The organism is Paraburkholderia flava, assembly GCF_004359985.1.
Classification (GTDB): Bacteria; Pseudomonadota; Gammaproteobacteria; order Burkholderiales; family Burkholderiaceae; genus Paraburkholderia; species Paraburkholderia flava.
On the sequence record NZ_SMRO01000001.1, the window covers coordinates 1074131 to 1090305 of the forward strand.

The window sequence follows — 16175 nt, forward strand, 5'->3', positions numbered from 1 at the left end:
GCAGGACAGCAACGTCACTCCGGCGCGTGTCGTTCGCGAAACGTTCTGAACGCTCGCCAGATTTCCGTCGCGAGAATGGCAGGCTGCTCGAACGCGGCAAAGTGCCCGCCCTTGTCGACCTCGTTCCAGTAGAACAGGTTCGGCCACGCCGCCTCGGCCCACGCACGCGGCGCGCGAAAAGTTTCCCGAGGAAACAGGCTCGCGCCCATCGGAACCTCGATGCGTTCGGATGACGCACGCGCATTCGAGAAAAAGCCGGCATCGCGAATCGTGCTCCCGACACCTTCCCAATACAGCCGCGCGCTCGACGTCCCGGTCCCCGTGAACCAGTACAGCGAAATATCGTCGAGCATCTGGTCGCGCGTGAGCGCATCTTCCGGCTGGCCGCGATTGTCGGTCCACTCCCAGAATTTTTCGTACATCCACATCGCCAGCGCCACCGGCGGCGGCAACGCAAGCACCAGGCGAGCGTTGGGGTCGCCTCCGTCGAGCGGGGAAGAAGAAACGGACATGGATATCTCCAGGAGGCACATGCCGGAGGCGGAAACGCCCCGGCAACAAGGGGTTCGGCGGTGGCGACAGCACAGTTGTAGCGATTGATACAGAATTTGCCTTACCTCTCCCCACACCGTCAATAATTTTCTTTAACGACTGCTACAAATAAGATAAAGTGCCGCCATGGGACGAAAAATTGCATTCGACTACGAGCAGGCGCTGGACAAGGCGACGTCGCTGTTCTGGAAGAACGGCTACGGCGAAACAGCGCTGCGCGATCTGCTGAAGGTCATGGAGATCGGTGAAGGCTCGTTCTACAACACGCTCAAGAGCAAGAAGGATCTCTATCTGACCTGCGTGCAGCGCTACGAGGACAAAGAGGTCCACGCGCGCATGCAGGCGCTGGCGTCAGCGCCGACGGCAGCCGAAGGAATTCGCGCGTTCTTCGGCATCGTGCTCGATTGTCTCGATCACCCGGCCACGCCGTCGCGCCTGTGCATGATTGCGGCGATGGCCAGTGAGGACGTGCTCTCCGAACCCGATCTACGGCAACGTGCCGAACTGGGCCTGGAGAAGGTGCGGGCACTGATGCAGCAGCGGCTGACCGAGGATCGGGACAAAGGCTTGCTGCCGGCGTCGCTGGAGCCGCGCGTGATTGCGTCGGTGGTGGTGACGTACCTGCAAGGGCTCTGGCGTGTCGCGCTGGTTGATTACGACCGGCCCGGTTTCGAGCAGCAGATCGCCGCGTTTCTGACCGGACTCGGGCTCGAAGCGTCAGCCTGACGCATCGCCACCGGCAGGCCACGTTTCCCGACCCCGATATAATCGTTGTTTCGACCGACACGACCGAGGAGACACATGACGAAGTCGCTGAAGACCTTCACCGCAATCGCGACGATTGCAGCCTTTCCGCTGTGGCTCGGTGCATGCGCGCAGTTCCAGAACCCCGACGCAGGCGATCCCGTCACCGATACCCTCACCCAGCGCCCCGTCGACGAAGTCATTCAGTGCGTAACGGCGCAGGCGCAAAAACACGACGCGAGTTTCAAGGCCAGCGATATTCCGCAGGGCAAGATGCTCGACTTCGGCGATTCGAACGTGATCAAGATCCGCACCGACAACGGCGGCACGACGTACCGCTTCTATGCGGGCAAACGTCACATGTCGAACCTGTGGCTGGAAAGCGCGGGCAAGACCTGCGCGCCGTGATATCGAGTGCCGCGTGACACGGGAAAGACACGGCCGTAACGTCCGGTTACGTCTTCGTCACTACCGTAAGCGCGGCGGGCCGGCGGCCGGCGCGGTTTTAAGAATGGCTTAAGTCTGGATCAGCATCATCGGCCGACAGACTTGCACGAGGTGTACCGATGAACAGCCCTGACCGCCCCGCCGACGACACACGCGCCGCCCCGAAGCGGCCCACGATGCTCCGCCGCCTGCTGAGCCACCACGAGCTGGCCACGCTGCTGCTGTTGCTGCACGCACCGGTCGACGCGTTCGCGAAGCCGGAAATCCCGATGCTGCAGGAAGCCGGCCTCGTCGAAGCCGTCGCTTCGGAAGCGGGCACGCCGCACATGCGTCTCACCCCTGAAGGCAACGCGATCCTCCGTGGTCTCGGCATCAAGTAGCATCAAGCAAGCCGGCCAGGCTCACGCCTGCCACACCGCGTAGCCCGTTTCACGCAGTCCGATGCCCAGTTCGACTTCCATGTCGCGCGCGCCGTCATACGGCAGCGGATTGAACACTTCATACAGTTCGGGCAGCAGCCGCAGCCCATACTCCTGCACATAGCGGTTCGACTGGATGCCGGCCTTGTGCCGATCGAATCGCAGATCCGGATCGAGTCCGGTCATCCCCACGTAGACACACGGTTTATCGAACCGGTACGACGGATTCGCGCGACGAAAGCGCCCCTCGTTCCAGACCGTATCGTCGAGCAGCACCACATAGACGTAATAACGCAGACGCGGCGCGCGGCGAGTGGCCATGAACGTCGCGCTCAGCCGCGCGCGTGACCCTGCAGCAGCGCACGATATTCGCTCGGCGTCACGCCGACCGTCGCCTTGAACTGCCGCGTGAATGCGCTGTGATCGGTGTAGCCGCACAGCGCGGCGACGTCGGTGACCTTGTCGTGCGAGACGAGCAGCGCGGTGGCGGCGTCGAGCCGTGTTTTCAGCAGCACCTGTCGCGGCGTCAGGTGGAACACCTTGTGAAAATAACGTTCGAGCTGCGCCACCGACATGTCCGCCATCGCCGCCAGCTGCTTCAGGTTCAGCGGCTGCACGTAGTTGTCCTGGATGTACTGCACGACCGTTGCAAGCCGGCTGTACGCGGGGTGACCGCCCTCGTCCGCTTTCAGATCGCGCGAAATGCCGACCAGTCCGACGACCTGCCCCGCCGCATCGCGCAGCGGCTCCTTGCATGTGAGGCACCAGCCCGGCTGACGTCCCGCATACAGATGCAGTTCCAGCTGATCGACCAGTTGATTACCGGCTTCGATCACCGCCTTGTCCTGCGCGGTGTAGATGCGGCCGAAGCGGCGCGGGAACACGTCCTCGGCGGTCTTGCCGAGCAGCGCGCTCTTGTCCTTGTGACCGCAGCGCGACGCGAGCGTCCGGTTCACCAGCGCGTAGCGCGCGTGCGCGTCCTTCACGAAGAACACGACGTCGGGCATCGCGTCGAAGATCGGCGCGAGCAGCGTGAAGTGCGCGAGCATGCCGGCGAGCGTCGTGTCGGTCGGAGGCGACGACAGCAACGGTTCAAACGACGACGGCGCTTCGGGCGGGCGATCCAGCATGTTCATCGCGTGGCGCATGGGTTGCGCATGAGGGCATGTGAAATGAATATGCGGTCGATTATAGGGCCGCGCCGCACGCGAAAAAATCAGGGCTGTGCCGGGGCGGTGGCGATGCGGTCGGAAGTCGATGGATCGTCGGTGGCGGCGGCCATCAGTGTGCCGATCCGCGCGGTGCCGAATGGAGGGCGTTGCTGCGCGGTCTGCATGCCCTGCACGCCCCGCGTGATCGCCCAGCCGAACAGCGTTTGAGCGGCCGTGCCGCACACGCGCCCCTGGCATGCGCCCATTCCGCAGCGCGTATGCAAGCGTGCCGCACGCCAGTCGGGTTGCGCGCGCACGTCGCCGCACGCAACGTCTTCGCAGCGGCACAGCAGCGTGTCGTCGGGCGGCAATGCACGGGCGGCGTCGCTCAATGCGAACGCGGTGTCGAGCCGTTCGGCGAAACGCTGCCAGTGTGCGCGTTCTGCACGCAACGACAACGACGGCACCCCTGCGCTCGCCATGCTTCCGGCGATCTCCCCTTCGACGCAAGCCAGTTCCATCCCGCCGATGCCCGTGCATTCGCCGGCCGCATACACGTGATCGATCGACGTGCGCTGCGCATCGTCGACGACAATCGTGCCATCCGGTGAAAGCGCGCAGCCGAGCGCCTGCGCCAGTTCGACGTTCGGCACGAGCCCATAACCGCACGCGATGCGGTCGCATTCGAGCGTTGTCTCTGCACCGTTCGCACGCCGGATCGTGACCTGTTCGACGCGTTCGGTTCCGCGTGCTTCGCGCACCGTGCTGCCGGACCAGTAGCGCACACCCACGAAGCCGCGCGTCAATTGCACCGCCTGCCATAGTTTCGACGGCGTCGCCGCGAGCGATACGCCGAAGCGCGCGAGCGCGGTCCACGGCGCCTGCTCGACAACGGCGAGCACGTGCGCGCCGGCCGCACGCGCGGTAGCAAGCGATGCGAGCAGCAACGGTCCGCTGCCCGCGATCACGATGCGCTCGCCGCGCACCGGCGTGCCGCCCTTGATCAACGCCTGCAGACCGCCCGCTCCGGTCACCCCGGGCAGCGTCCAGCCGGCAAACGGCAGCAGCCGCTCGCGTGCGCCGGTCGCGAGAATCAGCTGGCCGTAGCGCAGTTGCACGCCGTCTTGCGTGGCGGTTTCCATCAGCAGCGTATGCGGGTCGAGCGGTGCGACGATCCGCGCGGACGGCCACACGTCGACGTTCGCCATACCGTCGAGCGCTGTGAGCCGTTCGCGTAACGGTGCCTGCGGCGGATGAGCCGGCCCCTGGCGCCACACCTGACCGCCGGCACTCGGATTGTCGTCGACGAGCGCCACGCGTGCGCCGTCACACGCAGCCGCACGTGCCGCGCTGAGTCCAGCGGGCCCTGCGCCGATTATCACCACGTCGTAGTCGTGAATCATCGCAGCCCCGAAGTAACCGAGGTTTCGATCGCGAGCCCATCGCGGCAAACGGTCTGACACGCGAGCACATGCGCGCGGCCATCGACCGTCACGCGGCACTCCTGGCAGATCCCCATCCCGCACACGGCCGTGCGCGGCTGCCCGCTCACCGACGTACGCGTTCCGCGCAAGCGCGGCATCGCGAGCACAGCGGCGACGCTCGTGCCGGCCGGTACGCGAACCGCGTAGCCGTCGATCGTCACCTGCACGAGCGGCACGTTGCTTTCCTTCGATACGTTCATAGCACGCGTTCCGCTGCATCGCCCAACGCGGCGAACCGCTGCGGCAGATAAGGTTCGTACGGAATCGGCGCGGCGGAGTGCAGCATCTGCGCGGCGAGCAGTTGCGCGGTCGCGAGCGACGTCGTCACGCCGAGCCCTTCGTGTCCGACCGCGAGCCACACGCCCGGTGCGACGTCGCCGGCCGGCCCGATCAGCGGCAGACCATCGGGCGATGCCGCACGAAAACCGGTCCACGCGCGAATGCCGTTCAACGACGGCAGCGACGGCAGATAGCGCGCCGCGCGCTTCAGCATCTGTGCGAGCACGGGCAGTTCGACGGCAGGATCGGTCGTATCGAATTGCCGCGACGAACCGAGCAGCAACTGACCTGTGGGCCGTGGCTGCGCATTGAACGCAACCGATGTCCCCGCCGCGTGATGCGCGCTCTTGATATAGCCGAGTTCGAGTAACTGATGGCGAATGAAGCCGGGATAACGATCGGTGATCAGCAGATGACCTTTCTTCGGCTGCAACGGCAACGCAGGAATCAATCGCTGCGCGCCCATCCCGTTTGCGACGACGACCTGCTTCGCGGGCACGCGCTCGCCGTTTGCGAGCATGACGCCATGTGCATCGACGGCAACTGCTTCGCTATTGCAGCGCATGCGAATCTTCGCCACACCCGGCGATGCTTCGAGCAGCCACTGTGCGACGGTCGGCGCGTAGACGATGCTGTCGTCCGCGATGCGCAGGCCACCTGCCATGCCGTGCGCGAGCGCGGGCTCGCATGCACGTAGCGCATGTTCGTCGAGCAGTTCGCCGGTCACTTGCTGTGCGGCGAACGCCGCGTGCATCGCCTGCGCGGCGGTCCACTCTTCTTCGTCGGCGGCGATCCACAACGTGCCGCAGCGCGCGAACGCATCGCGTGGACGCAACTGAGGCGCAAGCTCGAGCCACAGCGCACGCGCATAGCGCGTCAACGCAAGTTCGGCCGGCGAATCGTTCATCACGACCAGATGACCCATCCCCGCGGCCGTCGCGCCGCCACCGATATGCCGCGCGTCGATCACGTCGACCGTCAGCCCCTGCGCGGCAAGCTGTGCCGCGCACGCCGCGCCGACGATCCCGGCGCCCACGACCACCGCATCCGCGATCATGCGCTACGCACGCCCCACGCAAACGGGTCGCGCTCGTCGAAACATTGACGCCCTTCGGCCATGATGTACGCGTGACCGGTGATCGTGGGAATCACCGTGCGGCCGTCACTCTGGTCACTCGAATAACGATAGCTCGCATCGAACACGCTACCGATGATGCTTTCCTGCCGCCACACCGCACCCTCGACGAGCTTGCCGTCGGCCGCGAGACACGCAACTTTTGCACTCGTGCCCGTGCCGCACGGCGAGCGATCGTATGCGCTGCCCGGGCACAGCACGAAGCTGCGACTATCGATACCCGCCGCCGAGCCCGGACCGAACAGTTCGATGTGATCGATCATCGCGCCGTCGTCGCCGGTGATGTGCTGCGCGTCGAGTGCATCGCGGATCGCGTCGCAAAACGTCGTCAGCTCAGGAATGTTCGACGGAACAAGCGTGCGTCCGTGATCGGCGACGAGGAAGAACCAGTTGCCACCCCAGCCGATATCGCCAGTCAACGGCCCGTAGCCGGGCACGTCGACGGTCACGTCTTTGCGCAGCCGATACGCGGGCACGTTGCGCACCGCGACGCTGCCGTCGTCGTTGAGCGTCGCCTCGACGACACCGACCGGCGTATCGATCTTGTGGCGCCCCGGTCCGATGCGGCCGAGATGCGCAAGCGACGCGACGAGTCCGATCGTGCCGTGTCCGCACATGCCCAGATAGCCGACGTTATTGAAGAAGATCACGCCGGCCGCGCATTCGGGGTCGTCGGGTTCGCACAGCAGCGCGCCGACCATCACGTCCGAGCCGCGCGGCTCCATCGCGATGCCCGCGCGCCATGCGTCGAACTGCGTGCGAAAACGTTCGAGCCGTTCGGCGAGTGTGCCGTTGCCAAGATCCGGGCCGCCCGACACGACAACGCGTGTCGGTTCGCCGCCCGTATGGGAGTCGATGAAGTCTAGGGTTTTCATGCCGCCATGGTAGGAAGCGCGGGCTGGCGAGTCTTGTCGCCGTTGCGCGTCGATCGTGACGATTTCGGCACAACGCGCGATACCGCATCGAAGCACTTCCCATGCGCCGCGCCGCGCGGCGGTCCACGCGCGGCGGCTGTGCCGAAATCGTCATCCGGCACGCGCGAATCACGCAAGACGCGCACTTTTTCGATACTTACACTGCATCACACTCAACACCATCGGGAGAGCAGTCGTGGCGCATATCTGGGAAGGCGTATTGCCTGCGGTCACCACCAAGTTCAACGCGGATTTCAGCATAGACCGCCAATGGACCGCGAAGAACATCGATGCGCAGATCGACGCGGGCGTCGACGGGATCATCGTGTGCGGGTCGCTGGGCGAAGCGTCGACGCTGTCGCTCGACGACAAGCTCGAAGTACTCGACATCGCCGTCGAAGCAGCACGCGGACGCGTGCCGGTTCTTCTGACGATCGCGGAAAACAGCACACTCGACGCGTGCCGCCAGGCTGAATCCGGCGCAAAACGCGGCGCAAGCGGCTACATGGTGCTGCCGGGTCTGCGCTATCTGTCGGACCGTCGCGAGACGTTGCAGCACTTTCGCAGCGTCGCCGGTGCGACCACACTGCCGCTGATGATCTACAACAACCCGCTCGCGTACGGCGTCGACATGACGCCCGACATGTTCGCGGAAATCGCCGACCAGAAGAACGTCGTCGCGATCAAGGAATCGTGCGGCGACGTGCGGCGTGTGACCGATCTGATCAACGTGGTCGGCGACCGCTTCGCGATCCTGTGCGGCGTCGATAACCTCGCGATGGAAGCGATCCTGATGGGCGCGCACGGCTGGGTCGCGGGTCTCGTCTGCGCGTTCCCGCGCGAGACAGTTGCTATCTACAAGCTGCTCAAGGCAGGACGCCTCGAAGAAGCACGCGCGATCTATCGCTGGTTCGCGCCGCTGCTCGCGCTCGACGTGTCGTCGAAGCTCGTGCAGAACATCAAGCTCGCGGAAACGATTGTCGGTCTCGGTACCGAGCCGGTCCGTCCGCCGCGTCTGCCGCTCGTCGGCGATGAACGCAAGGCGGTTGAAGCGCTGATCCGCCATTCGATCGAAACGCGTCCGGCCCTCCCGACGTTATCGACGCTCTGAATCTGAACCCGGCGGCGTGTGCTCCCACACGCGCACGCCGCCGCAGTTCACGCCGCGCGCAAAAGGCGAAACGCGGCAAGCAGTCCAGGCCACCCAGGTCGACATCAAGCGAACGACATGGCGCACACAGCGTCGGCACACGCTCGCGCATCCACAAAGACGGGAGACATCGCAATGAAGCCAGTGAAGCTCAGTGCAGGGCAATTCGCGTTTGCATCGATCTGTGCGGCCGCCGTAGCGGCCACGCTAGCGGGCGGCGCGCAAGCGGCAACGGAGGACGTCGTGAAGATCGGCTTTGCCGCGCCGCTCACCGGGCCGCAATCGAACTACGGCGTCGACATGCAGAAAGGCGTGCAGCTCGCGATCGACGATTTCAACGCAACGCATCCGTCGATCGGCGGCAAGCCGGTGCACTTCGTGCTCGAACCCGAAGACGACCAGGCCGATCCGCGCACCGGCACGACGGTCGCGCAACGGCTGATCGACGACAACGTGCGCGGCATCATCGGCCACTTCAATTCGGGCACCAGCATTCCGGCGTCTGACTTGTACGACCGCGCGGGCCTGCCGCAGATTTCGATGGCGACGTCCGCGCAATACACCGCGCGCGGCTACAAGACCACGTTCCGGTTGCTCACCAGCGATTCGCAGGCAGGCAGCATCATGGGTACGTACGTCGTGAAGACGCTGAAGTACAAACGCATTGCGATCATCGACGACCGCACCGCATACGGCCAGGGCATCGCCGATGAATTCGCGACGGCGGTGAAGACCGCGGGCGGCACCGTGATCAAGCGCGACTTCACGAACGACAAGGCACTTGATTTCGCGGCGATCCTCACGAACCTGAAGGGCATGAATCCCGATGCGGTGTTCTACGGCGGCGGCGATGCACAGTCGTCGCCGATGATCCGCAAGATGCGGCAGCTCGGCATGCAGTCGGCGTTCATCACCGGCGAGATGTCGAAGTCGCCGACCTTCCTCAAAGTGGGCGGCACGGCAGCGGAAGGCGCGATCGTTTACATGGGCGGCCTGCCTAACCAGAAGATGCCGGGCTTCAAGGGCTTCGAAGCGCGCTATCAGGCGCGTTTCCATGAACAGCCGGTCACGTATTCGCCGTACTCATACGACGGCACGATCGCGCTGCTCACCGCGATGAAGAACGCGAACTCCACCGATCCGAAGGTCTATACGCCGTTCCTGCACAAGACAGAGCTTCAGGGTGTGACGTCGAGCGATATCGCTTACGACGCGAAGGGCGATCTTAAGGATGCGCCGGTCACGATCTACAAGGTGCAGCAAGGGGCGTTTTCGCCGATCGATACGATCGGCGGCAAGAGCTAAAGGCTAAGGGTTTTTGAACTGGCCTGCGAGCCGGCGGTGCGATGCGCTGCCGGCTTTTTTACGTTACGCGCGCCCCGTGAATCGATAACCGCGCCTCTCGATTGGACGTGCCATCCACGACCACATCCATTGCTTTCTCCCCGACTCCGTTTCAGGCCGCAGTGACCTGCAGCCCGCGCTCCACGGCTGGACGCGCGAGGCCACGGCTTAGCCACGTCCCCACATGAACGAAGCGGTCGAAGCCCACAAGCTCGCGCGCTTCATAAAAACCGATCAGATTGCGCACCCAGCCGAGCAACGAAATATCGGCGATGCTGTAGTCCGATCCCATCACCCAGTCGCGGCCCTCGAGACGTTTGTCGAGAACACCGAGCAGCCGCGCCGATTCGGTCGCATAGCGTTCCAGCGGACGCTTGTCCTCATACGCTTTGCCAGCGAACTTATTGAAGAAGCCGACCTGCCCGAACATCGGCCCTACCGCTCCCATCTGCCACATCAACCATTGGATCGTTTCGTACCGCGTGTTGGGATCGACGGAGAGAAACTGCCCCGTCTTGTCGGCGAGATAGATCAGAATCGCTCCCGATTCGAATAGCGCCAGTGGCACGCCGCCCGGCCCATCCGGATCGTAGATCGCTGGGATCTTGCCGTTCGGGTTGAGCGCGAGAAAAGCCGGATCCTGGTTCTCGTTCGCCATGATGTCGATCCGATGCGGCTCATAGGCGAGGCCCGTCTCCTCGAGCATGATCCCTACCTTCACGCCGTTAGGCGTCGGCAGAGAAAATAGCTGGAGCCGATCCGGGTGCTTCGCCGGCCAGCGTGTAAAAATCGAGTGATTGAGTATCAATGTTCTTCTCCCGGATGGGTCGACGCATGGAAATCCAGACGCGTTCCCGATAATCCGGAGCGCGTCCGGGCCTCCATGTTAAGCCCTCGTCAGATGAAACCGCTCACCGTCAGAGAAGATCGACGCGACCGGATGACCAGTCATCGAGACACGCGGTCAGGTCAGCGACGCCGATGTGAAAGCCGTACGCGATGCCGGCTACACGGAGGCGAACGCTTCCTGCGGAATCTTAAGAAAGGACCAGGATTGAGGAATTTTTATGTACCAGGACTGTTCGCCCATCGAGTACATGGCGACCATCGGACGACGGTTTGTCGCGTGCGCGATCCACATCGCCATGCGGGTCCGCGCTGCGCAAGCCGTGCTTCGCAGACCCGCTTCCCGTTACTGCGCAGTGATCTGCAACTGCGTCGGTGACGCGTCCATCACCACCTTCGCCGGGAAGTTCGCCCAGTTGACGCCCAGCGACGGCGTGTTCGGATTGCCGGTCTTCGCGAAGGCCGCGAGGCTCGCGATCATCGCATCCGATAACGCCTCGCGCCCCGGCCTGTTCGCGTTGCTATACGCGAACGAGAACACGTTGCTGCCGAAGTTATCGAACATGAAGGGCAAGTCCATCGCATGCGTCGCACCGTAGACGGTGTTGAACGGTGCGGGCTCCTCGTCCCAGTCGAAGCGGTAGTACCAGACCTTGCCCGGCTGCTGCGCGGCCAGCGACGTGAGTTGCGGTAGCACCGGCCCAAGGAAAACCAGGTTCGTCGTAGCCGCCGTCATTGCATTCCAGCCGAAGGGCAACGCCGTCACCGGCAGGTAGGCCGCATTGATCAGATCGCCTTGCGTAAGCGTGGTGGGCGCATTCGGATCGAAGTTGAACTGCAGGCTGAAGCGGTCATAGTCGCTTGGCTTGAAGCCTGAAATACCAGTACCGGTAATCGTGCCGAACAGGCTGGCGAAGAGCGTGCCTTCGTCTCTCGTGTTGCCGGCGAGCACCGGCACCTTCTGATATTGCCCTGCCGCAAGCGCCGCGATCGAATTGACCGGCAGCACGTTGCCGTCCTCGATCGGAGCAGGTGCGTTGCCGAGCTGCGGATTCGCAAGCATCACGGTCAGCAGTTGTGAGGCCGGCAGACTGCGCAGATAGGTTGCCACCTGCGCAGTTGATTGCGTGGCGAGCCAGGTCTCGGCTGAGGTGGTGTCGGTCGCCTTGCCGTCGGCGACGACGATCGCGTCGAGCAACGCCTTCGAGTAGCTTTGCGCCGTCGTCCTCGACGCATTCGCGATCCCGCCGCTCAGTGGCACGGCCTTCTGAAACAGTCCCGCCGACAGCGGCGAAACCAGCAGCCCCCACACATTGACCGCGCCCGCAGACTGGCCCATCACGGTGACGTTCGCCGGATCGCCGCCGAACGCGGCGATGTTGGCCTTGACGAACTTCAGTGCCTGCAACTGATCAAGCAGCGCGAAATCGCCGGAATCGGCTAGCGCATTACCGGTTTTGAGCTGCGGCAAGTCGAGCCAGCCGAGAATGCCCAGGCGGTAGTTGATCGTGACGACGACTGCATTCGCTTTCTTCGCAAGCGCCTGCCCGTCGTAAACCGGATCGGCGGAGTAACCGGAGATGTTGCTGCCACCATAAATGAAGAAGATGACCGGTAGCGGTCCCTGCTTCGTCGAGGGGCTCCAGATATTCAGCGTCAGACAATCTTCATCGCCCACCGGCTTGCCGAAGCCATCGCGTACTGCTAGGCCATACGGTGCATCGTTCGGAGCCGGGCTAAAGTATCGGCCGCCTTGCGCGCATGCGTGCCCGAACTGCTGCGCGGTGCGCACGCCTGTCCACGGTGCGGGATCGACAGGCGGCATCCATCGTAGAGAGCCTACCGGCGGCTGCGCATAAGGAACACCGAGCCATGCATATACCCCTGTGGTTGCACTACGGTCCAGCCCGTTGACGGCACCGAAGCTCGTGACGCGTTGCGTAACAGGAGGAGGATCAGGATGATCGTCGACACCGCCGCCACACGCAGCCAGAGGCAGCGCGAGCAAAACAGCAATAAGCGCCGTAGCGGCGCGCAAAATCTGGACCACGGGTTGTCTCCTGATATTGGAATGGTTGCGGTCCATCGTCGACGCACGATGTCCGGGTCGGCAGAATCTTCTTGTGTCCATGCAGGGATGCATCGCGGGATCGCGATGCTTACCGATCGCAATGAAGAGGATTCCTTTTTTTGTTTTCGTCAGAACGCGAGTTCAGTCAGAAAATTATCATGGCGACTTTTGTAGTGTCATTTGCGAATGCCGCCAATCTCTTATCAAAGTTAGCCACACTGCGGCAGCGGTCGATCTGGTGGAGAATGGTGCGAAGCAATCCACTAAGACACGCCGCCATAGTTCAACCGACACCGAAACATCGGCTGCCCGTTCGGGTCTACTCTGTATCCATGAACCCGACCTCCTCTCCCCCGTCCTCCCACGCTTCGCTTACGCCGGCGCTTGCACGCATCGTCGCGACGGTCAGCGTGGGCTTCGTCGTCACACAGCTCGACGTGACCATCGTCAACATCGCGCTCGCGCGTATCGGTACGGACCTGCACGCGAACGTCGCGGGCCTGCAATGGATCGTCGATGCGTACACGTTGTCGTTCGCGGTGCTGATGCTGTCGGCCGGCGTGCTCGGCGACCGGCTCGGCGCGCGCAGGATGTTCGCGGCCGGCATTGTGCTGTTCGCGTTCGCGTCGCTGGCATGCGGACTCGCGACCAATGCGACGACGCTCGTTGCCGCGCGCGCCCTGCAAGGCGTCGGTGCCGCCGCGATGCTGCCGAACTCGCTCGCGCTCCTCAATCGCGCGTGCGGACACGACCCGAAGCTGCGTGCCCGCGCCGTGGGACTGTGGACCGCGGCCGGCGCGATTGCGATCGCCGCAGGGCCGGTAATCGGCGGACTGCTGATCGCCGCGTTCGGCTGGCGCAGTATCTTTCTCGTCAACCTGCCGCTGTGTGCGATCGGCCTCGGCGCGACCCTCCTGTGGCTGCCTGCATCCGACCCATCCACCGACGCAACACGCGGCCCTGCACTCACGAGCCGGGGCCTCGATCTGCCGGGCCAGGGCCTCGCGATCGTCACACTGACCGCGTTCACGGCCGCCGTGATCGAATGGCGTCCGCTCGGTCTCGGCCATCCGCTCGTCGCGGGCGGACTGCTGCTTGCGCTCGTTGCCGGTTGCGCGTTCATCGCAGTGGAACGCCGCGTACGCGCACCGATGATCCCGCTGCCGCTGTTCGGCAACCGCACGTTCAGCGCGGCCGTGCTGTTCGGTATCTGCGTGAATCTCACGTATTACGGCGTCGTGTTCGTACTGAGTCTTTATCTGCAGCAGGTGCGCGGCGACACGCCGTTGCAGGCCGGCCTCGCGTTCCTGCCGCTGACGGGCGGCTTTCTCGTGTCGAACGTCGCGAGTGGCTGGGTCGTCGCGCGCTACGGTTCGCGCGTACCGATGATCATCGGTGCGCTGACCGGCATGCTCGGCTACGGACTGCTGCATTTCGCCGACGCGCAGACCCCGCTGATTGGACTGCTAGTACCGTTCCTGCTGATCCCGTCGGGCATGGGCCTCGCCGTGCCCGCGATGACGACAGCCATCCTCGCTAGCGTCGAACCGCAGCGCGCGGGCACCGCATCGGCGATCCTGAACACCGCGCGTCAGGCGGGCGGTGCGGTCGGCGTCGCGGCATTCGGCGCGCTCGCGAGCGGCGGGGGTGCTGCGCACATCGTGTCCGGTGTGCAATCGGCGACGGCGATTTCGGTTGGATTGCTGCTCGTCGGCGTGGTGCTCGGCAGTCTCGTGCATCCGCACCCGCATACGCGCAACGGCGTGCAAGAGGGAGCGCGTGCGGCGGCCGCCCAGGAGTGAGCCACCGCCGTAAGCCGTAAACGCGAACAGCCACGATGCATTCGCATCGTGGCTGTTATTTACTGCCCTGCATGTACCGCGCGCGTTAACGCGTTACAACGCCGCCTGCTGAATCGTGCCGGACCTCAACGCCGCTTCGATCAATCCTTCGCTGCGCACCTTCTCGATCGCACCGGCGATCAGCTTCTCCGGTTCCTCGATCTCCGCCTTCAGCGCACTGAGAAAACCGGACGCATCCAGCACGACCAGCGTCTTCGCCGATTCGGCCTCGCTGATGATCACGCGATGCGGCGTCGGCCCCTCGCCGAGGCTCGCACAGAAGGTGACTTCCTGGCCGTCGATCGTCTGTTCGAAGTTTTGAATCATCGTGTCCTCCCTATGTGCGGATGCCGCAGCGCCGCATTCATCACAGCCCAAGCCCGCTGCGTGGCGCCCGTGCACCGTCGATGCTGATGCGTCCCGCGCCCGTCACGCACAGCAGCAGAAAGCCGCCGGCAATCCCGACGTTCTTCCAGAAATGGATGAGCATGTCGTGCTGCAGCGCCGGGTCCGTGATGTTCCAGAAGTCGTGGCCGAGCACCGCCGTCGCGATCGTGTAGACCGCCATCACGAGACCGAGCGGACGGATCTTGAAGCCGAGGATGAGAAACAGGCCGCCGAGCACTTCGACCGCCGTGGCGATCGGCGCGGCGATCTGCACGAAGGGCACGCCCTTCGATTGCAGGTACCCAACGAAGCCCGCGTAACCGAGGACTTTCATCACCCCGCTCCACAGGAACAGTACAGCGAGGGCGATGCGTGCGATAAGAATCACGCCGGAATCGACGGGACGCGTCATAAAGGGCTCCTGTAATGAATTAAGCAGAAGACCGGGCTGCGCGGCCACAGTTCCCGGGCGCTCACGTCAGCATATGTGCGTTGCGTGCCTTTTCCAAGCGAAACCGCGTGCTGTGAAGCACTGCGGCACGGATCGTGCCGCACGAAAACCCGTGAAAACCGTATGTTCCGCGTGTGAATCGCTTGTTATAATCTTTTCACGAACCCGAACGAAAACTAACGCGTAACGGCGCATTCTCCACGGAACCTCCATGCTGAAATCCGAACGCCTGCGTGCGCTCGCCGATGCTCTCGCCCGACAGAACGTGATGCGTCTGCGCGATGCCGCGACGCTGCTCGGCGTGTCGGAAATGACGGTGCGCCGCGACATTGCCGCGAGTCCGGGGCATTTCACCTATCTCGGCGGCTACATCGTCAGCGCGACGGATGTGCCGAACACCGCCGGTTATTCACTCGAGCAGGAAAAGGACCACTTCGCGCAGGCGAAGGCCGACGCGTCCGCGTTCGCCGCGCAACTGATCGGCGACAATGAGACGCTGTTCATCGATTGCGGCACGACGCTCGCTACGCTCGCGCGGCTGATTCCCGCCGAGCGGCACGTGACGGTGGTCTGCTATTCGCTGAACGTCGCGGAGATTTTGCGGCGCAAGCCCAATGTGCGGATGATCCTGCTCGGCGGCGTGTACGTGCCGTCGTCGGACTCGTTCGCGGGCGATGAAAGTCTGGAGACGCTGCGACGGATGGGGATCAACAAGGCGTTCATCTCGGCGGGCGGCGTGGACACGGAACGCGGCGTGACGTGCTGGAATTTCCACGAAGTTGCGTTGAAGCAGGCGGCGATGGCGAGCGCGGTGGAGCGACACCTCGTCGTCGATACGAGCAAGTTCGGCGTATTGAAGGCGGTGCGGTTTTCGCAGATCGACGATTTCGATTCGATCATTACCGAGAAGGGGCAGCAGCTTCGGAAGAGGAAGTAGCCTGCTGCCGTTGCGAGCCGTTG

At 63.8% G+C, this 16175-nt stretch carries 19 protein-coding genes and 1 pseudogene; 9 read left to right on the plus strand and 11 right to left on the minus strand.

The window, feature by feature from the left end:
- Positions 1–14 precede the first annotated feature (14 nt).
- The gene (locus E1748_RS04700; protein WP_205965192.1) at positions 15–512 is read right to left on the minus strand and encodes a hypothetical protein; all 498 of its coding nucleotides are present in this window, start codon (positions 510–512) and stop codon (positions 15–17) included.
- A 166-nt stretch (positions 513–678) separates the two neighbouring features.
- On the opposite strand from E1748_RS04700, the gene E1748_RS04705 reads away from it, so the two are divergent.
- The 3 genes from E1748_RS04705 (at position 679) to E1748_RS04715 (ending at position 2123) form a co-directional block, all read left to right on the plus strand.
- The gene (locus tag E1748_RS04705; RefSeq protein WP_133645976.1) at positions 679–1278 is read left to right on the plus strand and encodes a TetR/AcrR family transcriptional regulator; all 600 of its coding nucleotides are present in this window, start codon (positions 679–681) and stop codon (positions 1276–1278) included.
- A 75-nt stretch (positions 1279–1353) separates the two neighbouring features.
- A complete protein-coding gene (locus tag E1748_RS04710; protein ID WP_240766319.1) occupies positions 1354–1704 on the plus strand; it encodes a hypothetical protein in 351 nt (116 codons plus the stop codon).
- A gap of 158 nt (positions 1705–1862) precedes the next feature.
- Positions 1863–2123, plus strand: a complete 261-nt coding sequence (locus E1748_RS04715) for a hypothetical protein (RefSeq protein ID WP_133645977.1) — start codon at positions 1863–1865, stop codon at positions 2121–2123.
- Positions 2124–2144: 21 nt separating this feature from the next.
- Here the strand turns inward: E1748_RS04715 and E1748_RS04720 are convergent, their stop codons facing one another.
- From E1748_RS04720 to E1748_RS04745, 6 genes are all read right to left on the minus strand, one after another.
- Positions 2145–2483 carry a hypothetical protein gene (locus tag E1748_RS04720; RefSeq protein WP_133645978.1) on the minus strand — a complete coding sequence of 113 codons (339 nt, stop codon included), beginning with the start codon at positions 2481–2483 and terminating at the stop codon, positions 2145–2147.
- 11 nt (positions 2484–2494) lie between these two features.
- Positions 2495–3292: an AraC family transcriptional regulator gene (locus tag E1748_RS04725; RefSeq protein WP_133645979.1), complete on the minus strand. Its 798-nt coding sequence runs from the start codon at positions 3290–3292 to the stop codon at positions 2495–2497.
- Between the two features lie 86 nt (positions 3293–3378).
- Complete coding sequence (locus tag E1748_RS04730; RefSeq protein ID WP_133645980.1) at positions 3379–4716, minus strand: FAD-dependent oxidoreductase; 1338 nt, start codon at positions 4714–4716, stop codon at positions 3379–3381.
- A complete protein-coding gene (locus E1748_RS04735) occupies positions 4713–4997 on the minus strand; it encodes a (2Fe-2S)-binding protein (protein ID WP_133645981.1) in 285 nt (94 codons plus the stop codon). Before E1748_RS04735 ends, E1748_RS04730 begins: the two co-directional genes overlap by 4 nt.
- Positions 4994–6133, minus strand: a complete 1140-nt coding sequence (locus E1748_RS04740) for an NAD(P)/FAD-dependent oxidoreductase (protein ID WP_133645982.1) — start codon at positions 6131–6133, stop codon at positions 4994–4996. Before E1748_RS04740 ends, E1748_RS04735 begins: the two co-directional genes overlap by 4 nt.
- On the minus strand, positions 6130–7086 hold the full coding sequence (locus E1748_RS04745; RefSeq protein ID WP_133645983.1) for a 4-hydroxyproline epimerase: 957 nt from the start codon (positions 7084–7086) through the stop codon (positions 6130–6132). The genes E1748_RS04740 and E1748_RS04745 overlap by 4 nt, the downstream gene beginning before the upstream one ends.
- A 235-nt stretch (positions 7087–7321) precedes the next feature.
- Between E1748_RS04745 and E1748_RS04750 the strand changes: the two genes are divergently transcribed.
- Together E1748_RS04750 and E1748_RS04755 are read left to right on the plus strand one after the other, a co-directional pair.
- Positions 7322–8236 carry a dihydrodipicolinate synthase family protein gene (locus E1748_RS04750; RefSeq protein WP_133645984.1) on the plus strand — a complete coding sequence of 305 codons (915 nt, stop codon included), beginning with the start codon at positions 7322–7324 and terminating at the stop codon, positions 8234–8236.
- Positions 8237–8419: 183 nt separating this feature from the next.
- Entirely contained in the window at positions 8420–9580 is a 1161-nt protein-coding gene (locus E1748_RS04755; RefSeq protein ID WP_420819315.1) for a branched-chain amino acid ABC transporter substrate-binding protein, read from the plus strand.
- 151 nt (positions 9581–9731) lie between these two features.
- Here the strand turns inward: E1748_RS04755 and E1748_RS04760 are convergent, their stop codons facing one another.
- The gene (locus E1748_RS04760; RefSeq protein WP_133645986.1) at positions 9732–10427 is read right to left on the minus strand and encodes a glutathione S-transferase N-terminal domain-containing protein; all 696 of its coding nucleotides are present in this window, start codon (positions 10425–10427) and stop codon (positions 9732–9734) included.
- A gap of 139 nt (positions 10428–10566) precedes the next feature.
- On the opposite strand from E1748_RS04760, the pseudogene E1748_RS04765 reads away from it, so the two are divergent.
- Positions 10567–10641 (plus strand): annotated as a pseudogene (locus tag E1748_RS04765) (carboxymuconolactone decarboxylase family protein); the annotation flags it as partial.
- A gap of 170 nt (positions 10642–10811) precedes the next feature.
- Here E1748_RS04765 and E1748_RS04770 read toward each other — a convergent pair.
- Positions 10812–12515: a carboxylesterase/lipase family protein gene (locus E1748_RS04770; RefSeq protein ID WP_133645987.1), complete on the minus strand. Its 1704-nt coding sequence runs from the start codon at positions 12513–12515 to the stop codon at positions 10812–10814.
- On the opposite strand from E1748_RS04770, the gene E1748_RS31415 reads away from it, so the two are divergent.
- Both E1748_RS31415 and E1748_RS04775 read left to right on the plus strand, forming a co-directional pair.
- Positions 12426–12710: a hypothetical protein gene (locus E1748_RS31415; protein WP_166653482.1), complete on the plus strand. Its 285-nt coding sequence runs from the start codon at positions 12426–12428 to the stop codon at positions 12708–12710. The two genes, E1748_RS04770 and E1748_RS31415, sit on opposite strands and share 90 nt — an antisense overlap.
- Positions 12711–12868: 158 nt before the next feature.
- Positions 12869–14338 (plus strand): MFS transporter, encoded by a 1470-nt coding sequence (locus E1748_RS04775; RefSeq protein WP_133645988.1) that lies wholly within the window; start codon positions 12869–12871, stop codon positions 14336–14338.
- Between the two features lie 93 nt (positions 14339–14431).
- On the opposite strand, the gene E1748_RS04780 is transcribed toward E1748_RS04775, so the two are convergent.
- Entirely contained in the window at positions 14432–14704 is a 273-nt protein-coding gene (locus E1748_RS04780) for a hypothetical protein (protein ID WP_133645989.1), read from the minus strand.
- Positions 14705–14744: 40 nt separating this feature from the next.
- On the minus strand, positions 14745–15176 hold the full coding sequence (locus tag E1748_RS04785) for a DoxX family protein (RefSeq protein ID WP_133645990.1): 432 nt from the start codon (positions 15174–15176) through the stop codon (positions 14745–14747).
- Between the two features lie 250 nt (positions 15177–15426).
- On the opposite strand from E1748_RS04785, the gene E1748_RS04790 reads away from it, so the two are divergent.
- Positions 15427–16152, plus strand: coding sequence for a DeoR/GlpR family DNA-binding transcription regulator (locus E1748_RS04790; RefSeq protein ID WP_133645991.1), 726 nt, complete (start codon positions 15427–15429; stop codon positions 16150–16152).
- The last annotated feature ends 23 nt before the right edge of the window (positions 16153–16175 follow it).